Here is a 12,551-nt window from a genome sequence, read left to right as displayed (position 1 = left end):
TTAAATGCGGTCTAATGTGGGAGCGGGCTTGCTCGCGAAGAGGCCTTCAAATTCCCCGAAGATCTGAAGCCTGCCGGAGCTGTCCATGTCGCTACCAACTTCCCTGACCATCGAAGCCGGCCTGCAAGCCGAACAGGATTTGCTGGCATCGGTCTGCGCCGGCAATGCGGTATTTGGCCTGCTGTTCTGGCAGCCCAGCGATCGGGCGCTGGTCATGCCGCGCCGCTTGAACCGTCTGCCCGGTTTCGATCACGCCTGTGAAGTCTCCGCCGCTGCCGGCTGGCCGGTGCTGTTGCGCGAAACCGGCGGCGAGCCGGTGCCGCAATCGTCATCGACGATCAATATCGCCCTGGTTTACGCGCCACCGCGCAGTGAAGGCGATCTGAACCGCATCGAGTCCGGATACCGGCGCTTGTGCGATCCGATCTGTGATCTGCTGGATGAGCTGGGCGGGACGTCGTCGCTTGGGGAAATCGAGGGCGCCTTTTGCGATGGTCGCTTCAACGTCAACCTGGACGGGCGCAAGATGGTCGGCACCGCCCAGCGCTGGCGCCAGAGTCAGGGCGGGCAGCGACCGGTGGGGCTGGTTCACGGTGCGATGCTGGTGAATAACGAGCGTGAGTCGATGGTCGCGGCGGTCAATCGATTCAATGAGGCGTGTGGTCTGGAGCAGCGGGTGCGTGCCGAAAGCCACATCGCCCTGCATGAGAAGTTCACTGCGCCGGATGCCGTGAAACGTCTCGACGAACTCTACCGGCAAATGCTGGCGCAGATGTTCGGCGCCTAGCGCGTCCCGAACACCACCATGGTCTTGCCCTTGACGTTCACCAGGTTGCGTTCTTCCAGATCCTTGAGGACGCGCCCGACCATCTCCCGCGAACACCCGACGATCCGCCCGATTTCCTGGCGCGTCACCTTGATCTGCATGCCATCAGGGTGAGTCATGGCGTCGGGCTGCTTGCACAGTTCCAGCAGGCAGCGAGCGACGCGGCCCGTTACATCGAAGAAGGCCAGGTCGCCGACCTTGCGGGTGGTATTGCGCAGTCGTTGGGCGATTTGTCCGCTCAGCACATAAAGAATGTCCGGGTCTTGCTGCGACAGTTCGCGGAATTTCGTGTAACTGATTTCCGCGACTTCGCATTCGACCTTGGCGCGCACCCAGGCGCTGCGCTGCTGCTCCATGCCAGCCTGCTCGAACAGGCCCAACTCACCGAAAAAGTCCCCGGCATTCAAATAAGCGATGATCATTTCCCGGCCGTCGTCATCTTCGATCAGGATCGTGACCGAACCTTTGATGATGAAGAACAGTGTCTCGGCGCGGTCGCCAGCGCAAATGATGTTGCTCTTGGCCTGATAGCGGCGGCGCTGACAATGCATCAGTAGCTTGTCGAGGTTCTTGATCTTGGGTGTGGGGGCAATAGCAACCATGGTTGTATCCCGAAAAGACTGCACGGTATGTTGGTTTTTATATGAATTGCGGCGGCTGTGGCGAATCCGGCAGAGCGTCAGCGAATTGGCGTCAGCTTAACAGACACTTCCTGCAATATTCGAGAAATTACCTACAGACAGGTGAGCGCCCCTCCTCGCAAGGCGGGCACTGTCAATCACGGGGCCTGTGCTAAGCTGGCGACCCTTTTTTATACAGTGGAGTCTTGGCGATGAAGGCACGCATCCAATGGGCTGGCGAAGCCATGTTCCTCGGCGAATCCGGTAGTGGTCATGTCGTGGTCATGGACGGTCCGCCCGATGCCGGTGGCCGTAACCTGGGTGTCCGGCCGATGGAAATGCTCCTGCTGGGTGTCGGCGGTTGCAGTAACTTCGATGTGGTCAGCATTCTCAAGAAGTCCCGCCAGGCGGTCGAGAGCTGCGAAGCGTTCCTGGAAGCCGAGCGTGCGAGCGAAGATCCGAAAGTCTTCAAGAAGATCCACATGCATTTCGTGGTCAAGGGCCGCAGCTTGAAGGAAGCTCAGGTCAAGCGTGCCATCGAGCTGTCGGCCGAAAAATATTGCTCGGCGTCGATCATGCTGGGCGCAGCAGGTGTCGAGATCACCCACGACTACGAAATCGTCGAGCTTGGTTGAGTCGGGTAGTGGCCCGTCAGACCGGCACTGAACACAAAAAAGGCGACTCCCTCACGGCAGTCGCCTTTTTTATTCACCCTCGTTTCTGTAGGAGCGAAGCTTGCTCGCGAAAAGGCCCCTCCAGATAACCAGGATCTCAGATCCGATAAGTACTCTTGGTCATCACCTTGGCCAACAAACTCATCCCGAACTTCACCGGTGCCGGAAAGCGGAACCCACCAGCGTCCAATGCGCTTTCAGCATGCTGCTCTTCATCGATGCGCATCTGTTCCAGGATCGCCCGGGACTTTTCATCTTCCGCCGGCAGCTGCTCGAGGTGTTCGTTCAAGTGTTTGCACACCTGATCTTCGGTGGCCGCGACGAAACCCAGGCTGACTTTGTCGCTGATCAGCCCTGCAACCGCGCCTATCCCGAAGGACATGCCATAGAACAGCGGGTTGAGAATGCTGGTGTGGCTGCCCAGCTGGTGAATGCGCTGCTCGCACCAGACCAAGTGATCGATTTCTTCCTCGGCGGCATGTTCCATGGCCGCTCGCACCTGCGGCAGCTTGGCGGTCAGGGCCTGCCCCTGGTACAGCGCCTGGGCGCAGACTTCGCCGGTATGGTTGATACGCATCAGACCGGCCACGTGCCGGGTTTCTTCGTCGCTCATTTTGGCGTCCGGCTGCACTATGGCGGGGGACGGACGGTACGGCTGGCCACTGGAAGGCAGCAAAGTACGCATCGCGGCATCGGCTTGCAGCAGAAGGCGGTCGATTGGCGAGTAGTGACGTTGGGTAGTCATGCTGACCTCCGGAGGAATCTCGGCGGCCAGTTTAACCCAATCGGCCGTGGAAGTTTTGCCTCGGGTCATTGTGCGGCGGGGATGTTTCCGTTTGAGGGCGCTTGCTGGCGATGTGTTCGACGGCAACGGTGTTTTCTGCAAACACGCGTGATCGTTGACGTTCATCGCCAGCAGTAGGGCGTCTGATCAGCCCGGTGGCCAGTGCATCTGGCGCTGGCCGAGCACGTGCATATGAATGTGATAGACGGTCTGGCCGCCTTCTTCATTGCAGTTCATGACCACACGGAAACCCTTTTCACAGCCCAGTTCGAGGGCCAGGCGCTGGGCGGTGAACAGAATGTGTCCAGCCAGAGCCTTGTCGTCCTCGGTCAGGTCGTTCAGGGTGCGCACCGGTTTTTTCGGGATCACCAGAAAATGCACCGGTGCCTGTGGGGCGATGTCGTGGAAGGCCAGTACCTGGTCGTCCTCGTAAATGATCTTCGCCGGGATTTCCCGGTTGATGATCTTGGTGAACAGAGTATCCACAGCAGTTTTCTCCGTTGTTTGGGCTGGCCTGAGTGTACTCACGAGACTTGCCCGAGCCCAGCCTTTTGCCAGTCACCCGCTCAGCGCGGGCAGTAAGACTTGTTAACCATGCCGGTGATTGTCCGGATCAGCCAGCGCGAACCGAAGCGTGGCAGGGCGGCGAGCCAGCGGTTGCGCCGTCCGGGAATAATGATCGCGCGATTTTTTTCCAGTGCCCGAACGGTATAGAGCGCAACTTCCTCCGGGCTCATCAGCAGTTTGCTGTCGGCCAGTTTGTCCGCGTTCAGCTGCGCGGTGCGGAAAAAGCCGGTGCGGGTCGGCCCGGGGCAGAGCACCGAAACCTTCACCGCGCATTTTTTCAGTTCCACGCGCAGGCCTTCGGAGAAGTGCAGCACATACGCCTTGCTGGCGTAATAGGTACTCATCCACGGACCCGGACGGAAAGCCGCAACCGAAGCAACGTTCAGAATCTGCCCGCCGCCATGCAGCGCCATGCTGTTACCAATGGCATGGCACAGACGGGTCAGGGCCAGGATGTTCACTTCGATAAGGTCTTGCTCGGTCATCCAGTCCAGCCCCAGAAACGGGCCGCAGGTGCCGATACCGGCGCAGTTCACCAGCAAGTCGATCTGCCGGTCACCTTCTTCCAGTTCCAGCAGAAAGCCGGACAGGCGCAGGGGCTCACTCAGGTCGCAGGCGCGGAACAGGACCTCCACGCCGAAACGTTGGGTCAGTTCTATCGCGATACTTTCCAGCTGATCACGCTGGCGGGCCACCAGTATCAGGCTGCGGCCGCGCCGGGCCAGCGCTTCGGCCATCGCCAGGCCGATGCCGCTGGAAGCACCAGTGATCAGAGCGTAACGGGTCATGCAGTTCTCCATCGCAACAGCAGCGCGCCGCACCGCAGGTGTCACGGGCAGGGAGCGCTGTTCATTCTTGCGCAGAGTCTACAGGTGGCTGGGCTTGTTCGGCTGCATCATCGGCTGAATTTGCCGGGGATTGAGTTTCCACCTCGATTTCCTCGGTGATCTGCGAACTGCTCTGGTAACTGCTTTCGAGGGTATTTTCATACTCGTCCTGAATAGCGGAAATACCACCCGCCAGTGCGCCGACGATGATCAGTGCGAGCAGCACGACCCACAACGATGACAGCACTTTGACCGCCGTGCTGTTGGGTGGCGGTGGCGGACCATAACGGTTGGCCGTCTGATTGCCGGGCATTGCCATCATCACGAGCGGAAAGAAACTGCCGACAAAGGGCACCAGGTTCAGCAGCCAGAGCCATCCGGACCAGCCGAGGTCATGCAGACGCTGAACGCTGATCATGACGCTGGCAATGAGGAACACGATGCACAGGATGAAAGCCAGGAAACCACCGATGATCAGCCCCGCGGTCGAATCGGTGCTGACCAGGGCCAATCCCACCACGGCAAATACGGTGATGACAGCGATCGCCCCCAGGCTCAACACCATCGACCATGCGAGAAAACGCAGACGGCCGATCCGTCCTTCTACACCAAAGGGTTTGAGTGTGGCGAACTCGGCCAACTGCTCGCCGACCCTGGCTTGCGGTGGCGCGTAGGGTGAGTCGGGCTCTGCGGGAGTGGCGACGGGCGAGGGCTGGTGAACGTCGGACAGATTGAGCTCGATCAACGTTACGGGCTCGACCCGGGCATCGATGCCGGCGTTCTTCAGGGCCTGCAGATATGCCTGTGCGTCGGACTGCGTCAGGTCTCGCTTGAGTACTACCGCATGGCCATTGAACAGGCGCTCGACGGCAGCGACATCGCTTTTGTACAGCGCGGCGATGTTGAGCTTGGCGGTATTGATATCAACACCCGGTAAAAGCGTGCCGTCGAAAACGATGTTGAAGCGGTTGTCGCTCATTGCCCAGGCATCCTTGTCGCGAAGGTTTGAATCCTTGGATTGTAGGGCCGGCCGCTGAAGCCGACCCGATTCTTTCAACGTGGCCAGCGCTGTTGAAGTTGCGTGGCTTGTTCCAGCGCCTTGCGATACTCGCTGTCGAGACGCGCCACCAGTTCATCGACACTCGGCAAATCATCGATTTCACCGACACCTTGACCGGCGGACCACACGGTTTTCCAGGCTTTGGCTTCATCGCTCAGCGGCTTGAGCTTGGAGCCGAAGTTGACCTCGCCCTTGTTTTGCAGGGCCAGCATGTCGAAACCCGCAGCTTCCAGGCTCTTGCGCATGAAGCTCGCCGGAACGCCCGATACCGCTGGCGTGTGAATGATGTCCGCGGCCTTGGAGCTCAGTAGCATTTCCTTGTAGGCGTCCGGCGCATGACTTTCAGCGGTGCCGATAAAGCGTGTGCCGAAGTAGGCCAGATCCGCACCCAGCAATTGCGCGGCGAGAATCTCGTGGCCGTGGTTCAGACAGCCAGCCAGCAGCAAAGTCTTGTCGAAGAACTGGCGGATCTCGGCGATCAGCGAGAACGGGCTCCAGGTCCCGGCATGCCCGCCTGCACCCGCGGCAACGGCGATCAAGCCATCCACGCCGGCCTCGGCGGCTTTTTCGGCATGGCGGCGAGTGGTTACGTCGTGGAATACCAGGCCGCCATAACTGTGCACTGCATCGACCACTTCTTTCACAGCGCCCAGGCTGGTGATCACGATCGGCACCTTGTGCTCGATGCAGATCTCGAGATCGGCCTGCAATCGCGGGTTACTGTTGTGGACGATCAGGTTCACTGCGTACGGCGCGGGATTTTCCAGCGTCGCCAGGCCCGCTTCGATTTCTTCCAGCCATGCCTTGAAGCCACTGCTTTCGCGTTGGTTGAGCGCTGGAAAACTGCCCACCACGCCGTTGCGACAGCAGGCCAGGACCAGTTGCGGGTTGGAAATCAGGAACATCGGCGCCGCTACCACGGGCAGGCGCAAACGATGATCGAGCAAAGCGGGCAGCGACATTGGAATACCCCCGGTGATTAATGCTTGTTGGATTTAGAACGGCCGCACGACGACCAGAATTACGATAGCCAGCAAAAACACAACCGGCACTTCATTGAACCAGCGATAAAAGACATGGCTGCGGGTGTTCTCGCCACGGGCAAACCGCTTCACCTGTGCGCCGCACATATGGTGGTAGCCGATCAGGAGAGCCACCAGGGTCAGCTTGGCATGCATCCAGCCACCTTGACTGAAATAGGCGCTCGGATTGAGGCTGATCAGCCAGCCGCCGAAGATCAGCGTTGCGATCATCGCCGGGCCCATGATCCCGCGATAGAGCTTGCGCTCCATCACGCTGAAGCGCTCCTTGCTGACGGTATCCTCGCTCTGCGCGTGATAAACGAACAGGCGCGGCAGATAAAACAGGCCGGCAAACCAGCATACGACGCTGATGATGTGAAAAGCTTTGAGCCACAGATAAAGCATTTTTGGTTATCCCCAAGGTTCACGGTAGCCGGGATAGTAGAGGCTTGAGCGTCCGCACGTCACCTTGCCGGTTGTCGCAGGCGCGCGCGGCCCCTATTATCGACGGCTTTCCAGTGGGTTCGTTGAGGGCAGGTTTATGGTCAAGGTCGGTATCGTCGGCGGCACGGGTTACACCGGGGTCGAACTGCTGCGTCTGTTGGCGCAACATCCGCAAGCTGAAGTGGTAGTCATCACTTCCCGATCCGAGGCCGGCCTGGCCGTGGCCGACATGTATCCGAACCTGCGAGGCCACTATGACGGCCTGGCGTTCAGCGTTCCGGATATCAAGACGCTGGGCGCCTGCGACGTGGTGTTCTTCGCGACGCCTCACGGCGTTGCTCACGCGTTGGCTGGTGAGTTGCTGGCGGCCGGGACCAAGGTCATCGACCTGTCTGCGGACTTCCGTCTGCAGGATGCGGATGAATGGGCCAAGTGGTACGGCCAGCCGCATGGCGCGCCGGAGTTGCTGGACGAGGCGGTCTACGGTTTGCCGGAAGTCAATCGCGAGCAGATCAAAAAGGCACGCCTGATCGCTGTACCGGGTTGCTATCCGACCGCGACCCAGCTGGGTTTCCTGCCGTTGCTCGAAGCTGGTCTGGCGGATGCTTCGCGCCTGATCGCCGACTGCAAATCCGGCGTTAGCGGTGCCGGTCGTGGCGCGGCTGTAGGTTCGTTGTACTCCGAGACTTCCGAGAGCATGAAGGCTTACGCGGTCAAGGGGCACCGTCACTTGCCGGAAATCCGCCAGGGCTTGCGCCGTGCTGCAGGCAAGGACGTCGGTCTGACCTTCGTTCCGCACCTGACGCCGATGATTCGCGGCATTCACTCCACTCTCTACGCGACCGTCGTGGATCGCTCGGTCGACCTTCAGGCACTGTTCGAAAAGCGTTATGTCAACGAACCGTTCGTCGACGTGATGCCAGCCGGCAGTCATCCGGAAACCCGCAGCGTGCGCGGTGCCAACGTTTGCCGTATCGCGGTGCATCGTCCGCAGGATGGTGATCTGGTGGTGGTGCTGTCGGTGATCGACAACCTGGTCAAAGGCGCGTCGGGTCAGGCGGTTCAGAACATGAACATCCTGTTCGGCCTGGATGAGCGTCTGGGCCTGTCCCACGCCGGCATGCTGCCGTAAGCGTTTACTGCGCACAGTAAAAGGCCCGTTCAACGGGCCTTTTTGCATTCCGTGCCGACGACTGGGTTGGTTGATATACCATAACAATAGTTGACCGATTTTCTAGGACAAGCGGATAATGCGCGTCATCACGCAATATGACGGCGTAGCGCCGGGAGATAGTCAGCATGAGCGTCGAATCCTTCACCCCCACGGCTTTGCAATTCACCCACGGTGCTGCGCACAAGGTGAAGAGCCTGGTCGATGAAGAGGGGAATGATCGCTTGAAGCTGCGCGTATTCGTTACGGGCGGCGGTTGTTCAGGTTTTCAGTATGGCTTCACCTTCGATGAAGAAGTGGCAGATGACGACACCATCGTCGAGCGCGAGGGTGTGAGTCTGGTGGTCGATCCAATGAGCTTCCAGTACCTGGCAGGTGCCGAGGTGGATTACCAGGAAGGTCTGGAAGGTTCGCGTTTCGTCATCAAGAACCCGAATGCGACCACTACCTGTGGTTGCGGTTCTTCGTTCTCGATCTGATCCGCCACCTGTATCAGCAAAACGCCGCATGGCCTCACGGTCATGCGGCGTTTTGCTGTCTGTCGTTCAGGCGGGGTAGATGGCGCCCAGAACGCGCAAGCCCCGGGCGCCGGTGACGCTCGGGCGATTGGCTGGGATGCCCTCAAGGCAGCAATGAGCCAGCCAGGCAAAGGCCATGGCTTCGACCCAGTCCGGGTCCACGTCATGGGCGGAAGTGCTCCTGACTTTCGCATTGGGCAGCAGGCTGGCCAGGCGATTCATCAGGGTGGTGTTGTGGGCGCCGCCGCCGCAGACCAGCAACTCTTGCGTGTGGGCCTGAGCGCTTTGCAGCGACTCGATGATGGTCAGTGCGGTCAGCTCAAGCAACGTTGCCTGTACGTCGTTGGCGGCGAAGGCCGGTAGCTGCGCGAGATGCTGCATCAGCCATGGCAGGTTGAACACTTCGCGACCGGTACTTTTCGGGCCCTTGGTGCTGAAGAATGGATCGCTGAGCAGGGCTTTCAACAGGATCGGTTCGACCTTGCCGCTGGCGGCCCATTGGCCATCGCGATCGTAGTTCTCGCCCCGTTGCTGGTGAATCCACGCATCCAGCAGCACATTGCCCGGGCCGCAATCGAAGCCGGCGACAGGCTTGCCTGGCTCGATCAGGCTGAGATTGCTGAAACCGCCGACGTTCAGTACGGCGCGGTTGCCGGTCTGTTCCTCGAACAAGGCCTCGTGGAAGGCTGGTACCAGCGGTGCACCCTGGCCGCCGGCAGCGACGTCGCGACTGCGGAAGTCGCTGACCACTGTGATTCCAGTCAGTTCGGTCAACAGCGCCGGGTTGCCGATCTGCACCGTGAAGCCTCGCGCCGGTTCGTGGCGAATGGTCTGCCCGTGACTGCCGATCGCGCGAATGTCTTCGGGCTTGAGGTTTTGTTGGGTCAGGAGGGAGTGAATGCCCTGTGCCGCCAGTTTCACCCAGTTTTGCTGGGCGATGGCGGAGCGGGCAATCTCGTCAGGGCCACTGGCGCACAAGCCAAGAAGCTCGGTGCGCAAGGAGTCGGGCATGGGAATGTAGTGCGTGGCAATCAGTCGGATTGCCGGGGCTTGCTCAATCAGCGCAATGTCCAGGCCATCGAGGCTGGTCCCGGACATCACACCTATATAAAGGGCCATGGCTTAACGCTTGCTCGAAGCCAGTTTGGTGGATTTCTCTTGATCCATGCGCGCCATCAGTGGCTGACTCTGTGCGAGGAAGCGTGCGCGTTCGGCCTTGGAGATCGGGTCGGCCATTGCCACTTTCTGGCCCAGTGGATCGACGTGCACGCCGTTCACCTGGAACTCATAGTGCAGGTGCGGTCCGGTGGACAGGCCGGTGGTGCCAATGTAGCCAATCACCTGACCCTGTTTGACATTGCTACCGGTCTGGACGCCTTTGGCGAAGCCCTGCATGTGGCCGTAGAGCGTACGGTATGTGCTGCCGTGCTGGATGATCACAGTGTTGCCATAACCACCGCGGCGACCTGCCAATAGCACTTTACCGTCGCCGGCAGCCTTGATTGGCGTACCGCGCGGGGCTGCATAGTCCACACCTTTGTGGGCGCGGATCTTGTTCAGGATCGGATGTTTGCGGCCCATCGAGAACTTCGAGCTGATACGTGCGAAATCCACCGGAGTCCGGATGAACGCCTTGCGCATGCTGTTGCCGTCAGCGGTGTAATAGCTGCTGTTGCCTTGTTTGTTGGTGTAACGCACGGCGGTGTAGGTCTTGCCGCGGTTGGTGAAGCGGGCGGACAGGATCGGACCGTTACCGACGGCTTTGCCATTGACCACTTTCTGCTCGTAGATCACATCAAACTCGTCGCCCTGGCGAATGTCCTGGGCGAAGTCGACGTCATAGCCAAACACGTTGGCCATATCCATGGTCAGACTGTGGGACAGGCCGGCGCGAGTGGCGGACTGCGAAAGCGAACTGTTGATCACGCCGTGTGCGTAGGCGGAGCGCACAGTCGGCTTGGCGGTAATGCGGTTGAAGGAGTAGCCCTTGTCGTTCTTGGTCAGGGTGATGGTTTCGAGGTCGCTGACCTTGCTGTGCAGGTTGGTCAGTTGGCCGTCCGGGCTCAGTTCGAACTCCAGTTTTTGCCCATGCTTGAGCTGGCTGAACTGCTTGGCCTGCTTGTCGCTGGCCAGTACTTCATGCACTGAAGTGGCCGGCAGGCCTACTTTCTCGAACAGGGTGGAGAGAGTATCGCCCTTGGAGACGATCACTTCCCTGTGGTTGGGTGCCTTCTTTTCTTCGACGACCGGTGCGGGGGCGGCCTGAGCGGTTTCCGAGGTCTCTTCTGCGCTATTGTCGATCTGCGCAAAAGGGGACTCGGTCGGCTCATTTGTGGCTTGAACGGCTTCAGCGGCGTCTTGATCTTGTGTCAGTTGTTCAGCAGGACTTTCCAGTTCAAGACTCAGGGTTGTCTTCTTGGCTTCAACATCACTGGAAGGAAATACCAGAAGCGCCAGGCTCAGAAGGGCGGCGATGCCGCTCGCAGCGAGCAGGTGGGTCTTCGGGTAAAGCGGTGGCGCTTTAGACGATTCTTTGGTCATGAGTAATATTTGACTTTGAAATAAGATGAATTGGAAAAGATGAATGACATGATGAATATGAAATAACTGTATAAAATATAACCAAATCATCATTGAAGCAAGTCCACGGACACTCTGTTCGCGGATTGGTGTCCGTGCGCCGGGCAAACCTTGTATTTGACGCGCGTTCTTGTATGGTTGGGTCCCTTTGAATCTGAGCCTTGCGGGTCTGTTATGAAGTCGGTTGAAGAGCAGCTAGCGCTGATCAAACGTGGTGCGGAAGAACTGTTGGTCGAGTCCGAGCTGATCGAAAAGCTCAAACGTGGCCAGCCACTGCGTATTAAGGCAGGCTTCGATCCGACTGCGCCGGATTTGCACTTGGGTCATACCGTGCTTATTAACAAGTTGCGCCAGTTCCAGGAGCTGGGGCATCAGGTGATCTTCCTGATCGGCGACTTCACCGGAATGATTGGTGATCCGAGCGGCAAGAGCGCGACGCGTCCTCCGCTGACCCGCGAGCAGGTTCTGGAGAATGCCGAGACCTACAAGACTCAGGTGTTCAAGATTCTCGATCCTGCCAAAACCGAGGTGGCTTTCAACTCCACCTGGATGGACAAGATGGGGCCGGCCGACTTCATTCGCCTGACTTCGCAGTACACCGTGGCGCGGATGCTCGAGCGCGACGACTTCGACAAGCGCTACACGACCAATCAGCCTATCGCCATTCATGAGTTCCTCTATCCGCTGGTTCAGGGGTATGACTCGGTTGCGCTGCGCGCGGATGTCGAGTTGGGTGGTACCGATCAGAAGTTCAACCTGCTGATGGGGCGTGAGCTGCAGCGTGGTTACGGTCAGGAGGCTCAGTGCATTTTGACCATGCCGTTGCTCGAAGGGCTGGATGGCGTCAAGAAGATGTCCAAGTCTTTGGGTAACTATGTCGGTATCCAGGAAGCGCCTGGTGTGATGTACAGCAAGTTGGTGTCGATTCCTGATGCGTTGATGTGGCGCTACTTCGAACTGCTTAGCTTCCGCAGCATGGATGAGATCAATGCTTTCCGCGCTGACGTGGAGGCGGGTGCCAATCCGCGTGATATCAAGATCAAGCTGGCTGAAGAGATTGTTGCGCGTTTCCATGGTGAGGAGGCTGCGGCCAATGCTCACCGTGCTGCGGGCAACCGTATGAAGGATGGCGAGCTGCCGGATGATCTACCTGAGATCGAGCTGACTGCTACCGAAGATATGCCGATCGCGGCTGTTCTTAATAAGGCAGGCCTGGTGAAGAACTCGGCTGTGGCTCGGGATCTCCTGAGTTCTGGTGGTGTGCGCGTGGATGGTGAGGTTGTTGATCGCTCCTTTATATGTGCGCTGGGTGCAACCCATGTATGTCAGGCCGGCAAGAAGGCATTTGCGCGTATTACGCTGAAATCCGAATAAATCGAAATTAAGTGTTGACGGCGAATTTAAGATCTCTATAATTCGCCCCACTTCCGGCGCAGTCGAAACGGAAAACTCCTTGGT

At 58.9% G+C, this 12,551-nt stretch carries 14 protein-coding genes; 5 read left to right on the top strand and 9 right to left on the bottom strand.

Translation table 11 applies throughout. The features are described 5' to 3' along the window. The first annotated feature begins 85 nt into the window (after positions 1–85). Positions 86–787, top strand: a complete 702-nt coding sequence (locus ACW9JE_RS23190) for a lipoate--protein ligase family protein (protein ID WP_457434063.1) — start codon at positions 86–88, stop codon at positions 785–787. On the opposite strand, the gene crp is transcribed toward ACW9JE_RS23190, so the two are convergent. Then, the gene (gene crp, locus ACW9JE_RS23185; RefSeq protein ID WP_224540884.1) at positions 784–1,428 is read right to left on the bottom strand and encodes a cAMP-activated global transcriptional regulator CRP; all 645 of its coding nucleotides are present in this window, start codon (positions 1,426–1,428) and stop codon (positions 784–786) included. The two genes, ACW9JE_RS23190 and crp, sit on opposite strands and share 4 nt — an antisense overlap. Positions 1,429–1,658: 230 nt before the next feature. On the opposite strand from crp, the gene ACW9JE_RS23180 reads away from it, so the two are divergent. Further along, positions 1,659–2,081 (top strand): OsmC family protein, encoded by a 423-nt coding sequence (locus tag ACW9JE_RS23180; protein WP_224540886.1) that lies wholly within the window; start codon positions 1,659–1,661, stop codon positions 2,079–2,081. A 136-nt stretch (positions 2,082–2,217) separates the two neighbouring features. Here ACW9JE_RS23180 and coq7 read toward each other — a convergent pair whose 3' ends face one another. The 6 genes from coq7 to hemJ all read right to left on the bottom strand — a co-directional run bounded on the left by coq7 (position 2,218) and on the right by hemJ (position 6,785). Continuing rightward, entirely contained in the window at positions 2,218–2,865 is a 648-nt protein-coding gene (gene coq7 / locus ACW9JE_RS23175) for a 2-polyprenyl-3-methyl-6-methoxy-1,4-benzoquinone monooxygenase (protein WP_457434062.1), read from the bottom strand. A gap of 186 nt (positions 2,866–3,051) precedes the next feature. Beyond that, the gene (locus ACW9JE_RS23170; protein WP_008027110.1) at positions 3,052–3,390 is read right to left on the bottom strand and encodes a histidine triad nucleotide-binding protein; all 339 of its coding nucleotides are present in this window, start codon (positions 3,388–3,390) and stop codon (positions 3,052–3,054) included. An 80-nt stretch (positions 3,391–3,470) separates the two neighbouring features. Beyond that, entirely contained in the window at positions 3,471–4,259 is a 789-nt protein-coding gene (locus ACW9JE_RS23165) for an SDR family NAD(P)-dependent oxidoreductase (protein WP_224540887.1), read from the bottom strand. A 61-nt stretch (positions 4,260–4,320) separates the two neighbouring features. After that, the gene (locus tag ACW9JE_RS23160) at positions 4,321–5,277 is read right to left on the bottom strand and encodes a DUF805 domain-containing protein (RefSeq protein ID WP_457434061.1); all 957 of its coding nucleotides are present in this window, start codon (positions 5,275–5,277) and stop codon (positions 4,321–4,323) included. A 74-nt stretch (positions 5,278–5,351) separates the two neighbouring features. Beyond that, complete coding sequence (locus ACW9JE_RS23155) at positions 5,352–6,320, bottom strand: NAD(P)H-dependent flavin oxidoreductase (RefSeq protein WP_457434060.1); 969 nt, start codon at positions 6,318–6,320, stop codon at positions 5,352–5,354. A gap of 33 nt (positions 6,321–6,353) precedes the next feature. Next, on the bottom strand, positions 6,354–6,785 hold the full coding sequence (gene hemJ / locus ACW9JE_RS23150; protein ID WP_457434059.1) for a protoporphyrinogen oxidase HemJ: 432 nt from the start codon (positions 6,783–6,785) through the stop codon (positions 6,354–6,356). A gap of 136 nt (positions 6,786–6,921) precedes the next feature. On the opposite strand from hemJ, the gene argC reads away from it, so the two are divergent. Both argC and erpA read left to right on the top strand, forming a co-directional pair. Then, complete coding sequence (argC, locus tag ACW9JE_RS23145) at positions 6,922–7,956, top strand: N-acetyl-gamma-glutamyl-phosphate reductase (protein ID WP_457434058.1); 1,035 nt, start codon at positions 6,922–6,924, stop codon at positions 7,954–7,956. A 167-nt stretch (positions 7,957–8,123) separates the two neighbouring features. Continuing rightward, positions 8,124–8,474, top strand: coding sequence for an iron-sulfur cluster insertion protein ErpA (gene erpA / locus ACW9JE_RS23140; protein WP_007906865.1), 351 nt, complete (start codon positions 8,124–8,126; stop codon positions 8,472–8,474). 66 nt (positions 8,475–8,540) lie between these two features. Here erpA and ACW9JE_RS23135 read toward each other — a convergent pair whose 3' ends face one another. Both ACW9JE_RS23135 and ACW9JE_RS23130 read right to left on the bottom strand, forming a co-directional pair. Further along, complete coding sequence (locus ACW9JE_RS23135; protein ID WP_457434057.1) at positions 8,541–9,632, bottom strand: anhydro-N-acetylmuramic acid kinase; 1,092 nt, start codon at positions 9,630–9,632, stop codon at positions 8,541–8,543. Between the two features lie 3 nt (positions 9,633–9,635). Continuing rightward, complete coding sequence (locus tag ACW9JE_RS23130; protein ID WP_457434056.1) at positions 9,636–11,054, bottom strand: peptidoglycan DD-metalloendopeptidase family protein; 1,419 nt, start codon at positions 11,052–11,054, stop codon at positions 9,636–9,638. A 213-nt stretch (positions 11,055–11,267) separates the two neighbouring features. On the opposite strand from ACW9JE_RS23130, the gene tyrS reads away from it, so the two are divergent. Continuing rightward, the gene (tyrS, locus tag ACW9JE_RS23125) at positions 11,268–12,467 is read left to right on the top strand and encodes a tyrosine--tRNA ligase (RefSeq protein WP_224540900.1); all 1,200 of its coding nucleotides are present in this window, start codon (positions 11,268–11,270) and stop codon (positions 12,465–12,467) included. Positions 12,468–12,551 lie beyond the last annotated feature (84 nt).

Source organism: Pseudomonas sp. SDO55104_S430 (genome assembly GCF_054070595.1).
Note: the sequence above shows the minus strand (reverse complement) of the source record. Positions and strands in the feature narration are given on the sequence as shown.

Excerpts from the sequence above, each read along its gene's own strand:
- argC (WP_457434058.1), top strand. The coding sequence starts at position 6,922 with ATGGTCAAGGTCGGTATCGTCGGCGGCACGGGTTACACCGGGGTCGAA.
- hemJ (WP_457434059.1), bottom strand. The coding sequence starts at position 6,785 with ATGCTTTATCTGTGGCTCAAAGCTTTTCACATCATCAGCGTCGTATGC.
- tyrS (WP_224540900.1), top strand. The coding sequence starts at position 11,268 with ATGAAGTCGGTTGAAGAGCAGCTAGCGCTGATCAAACGTGGTGCGGAA.
- erpA (WP_007906865.1), top strand. The coding sequence starts at position 8,124 with ATGAGCGTCGAATCCTTCACCCCCACGGCTTTGCAATTCACCCACGGT.
- ACW9JE_RS23160 (WP_457434061.1), bottom strand. The coding sequence starts at position 5,277 with ATGAGCGACAACCGCTTCAACATCGTTTTCGACGGCACGCTTTTACCG.
- ACW9JE_RS23180 (WP_224540886.1), top strand. The coding sequence starts at position 1,659 with ATGAAGGCACGCATCCAATGGGCTGGCGAAGCCATGTTCCTCGGCGAA.
- ACW9JE_RS23155 (WP_457434060.1), bottom strand. The coding sequence starts at position 6,320 with ATGTCGCTGCCCGCTTTGCTCGATCATCGTTTGCGCCTGCCCGTGGTA.
- ACW9JE_RS23135 (WP_457434057.1), bottom strand. The coding sequence starts at position 9,632 with ATGGCCCTTTATATAGGTGTGATGTCCGGGACCAGCCTCGATGGCCTG.
- ACW9JE_RS23130 (WP_457434056.1), bottom strand. The coding sequence starts at position 11,054 with ATGACCAAAGAATCGTCTAAAGCGCCACCGCTTTACCCGAAGACCCAC.
- ACW9JE_RS23165 (WP_224540887.1), bottom strand. The coding sequence starts at position 4,259 with ATGACCCGTTACGCTCTGATCACTGGTGCTTCCAGCGGCATCGGCCTG.
- coq7 (WP_457434062.1), bottom strand. The coding sequence starts at position 2,865 with ATGACTACCCAACGTCACTACTCGCCAATCGACCGCCTTCTGCTGCAA.
- crp (WP_224540884.1), bottom strand. The coding sequence starts at position 1,428 with ATGGTTGCTATTGCCCCCACACCCAAGATCAAGAACCTCGACAAGCTA.
- ACW9JE_RS23190 (WP_457434063.1), top strand. The coding sequence starts at position 86 with ATGTCGCTACCAACTTCCCTGACCATCGAAGCCGGCCTGCAAGCCGAA.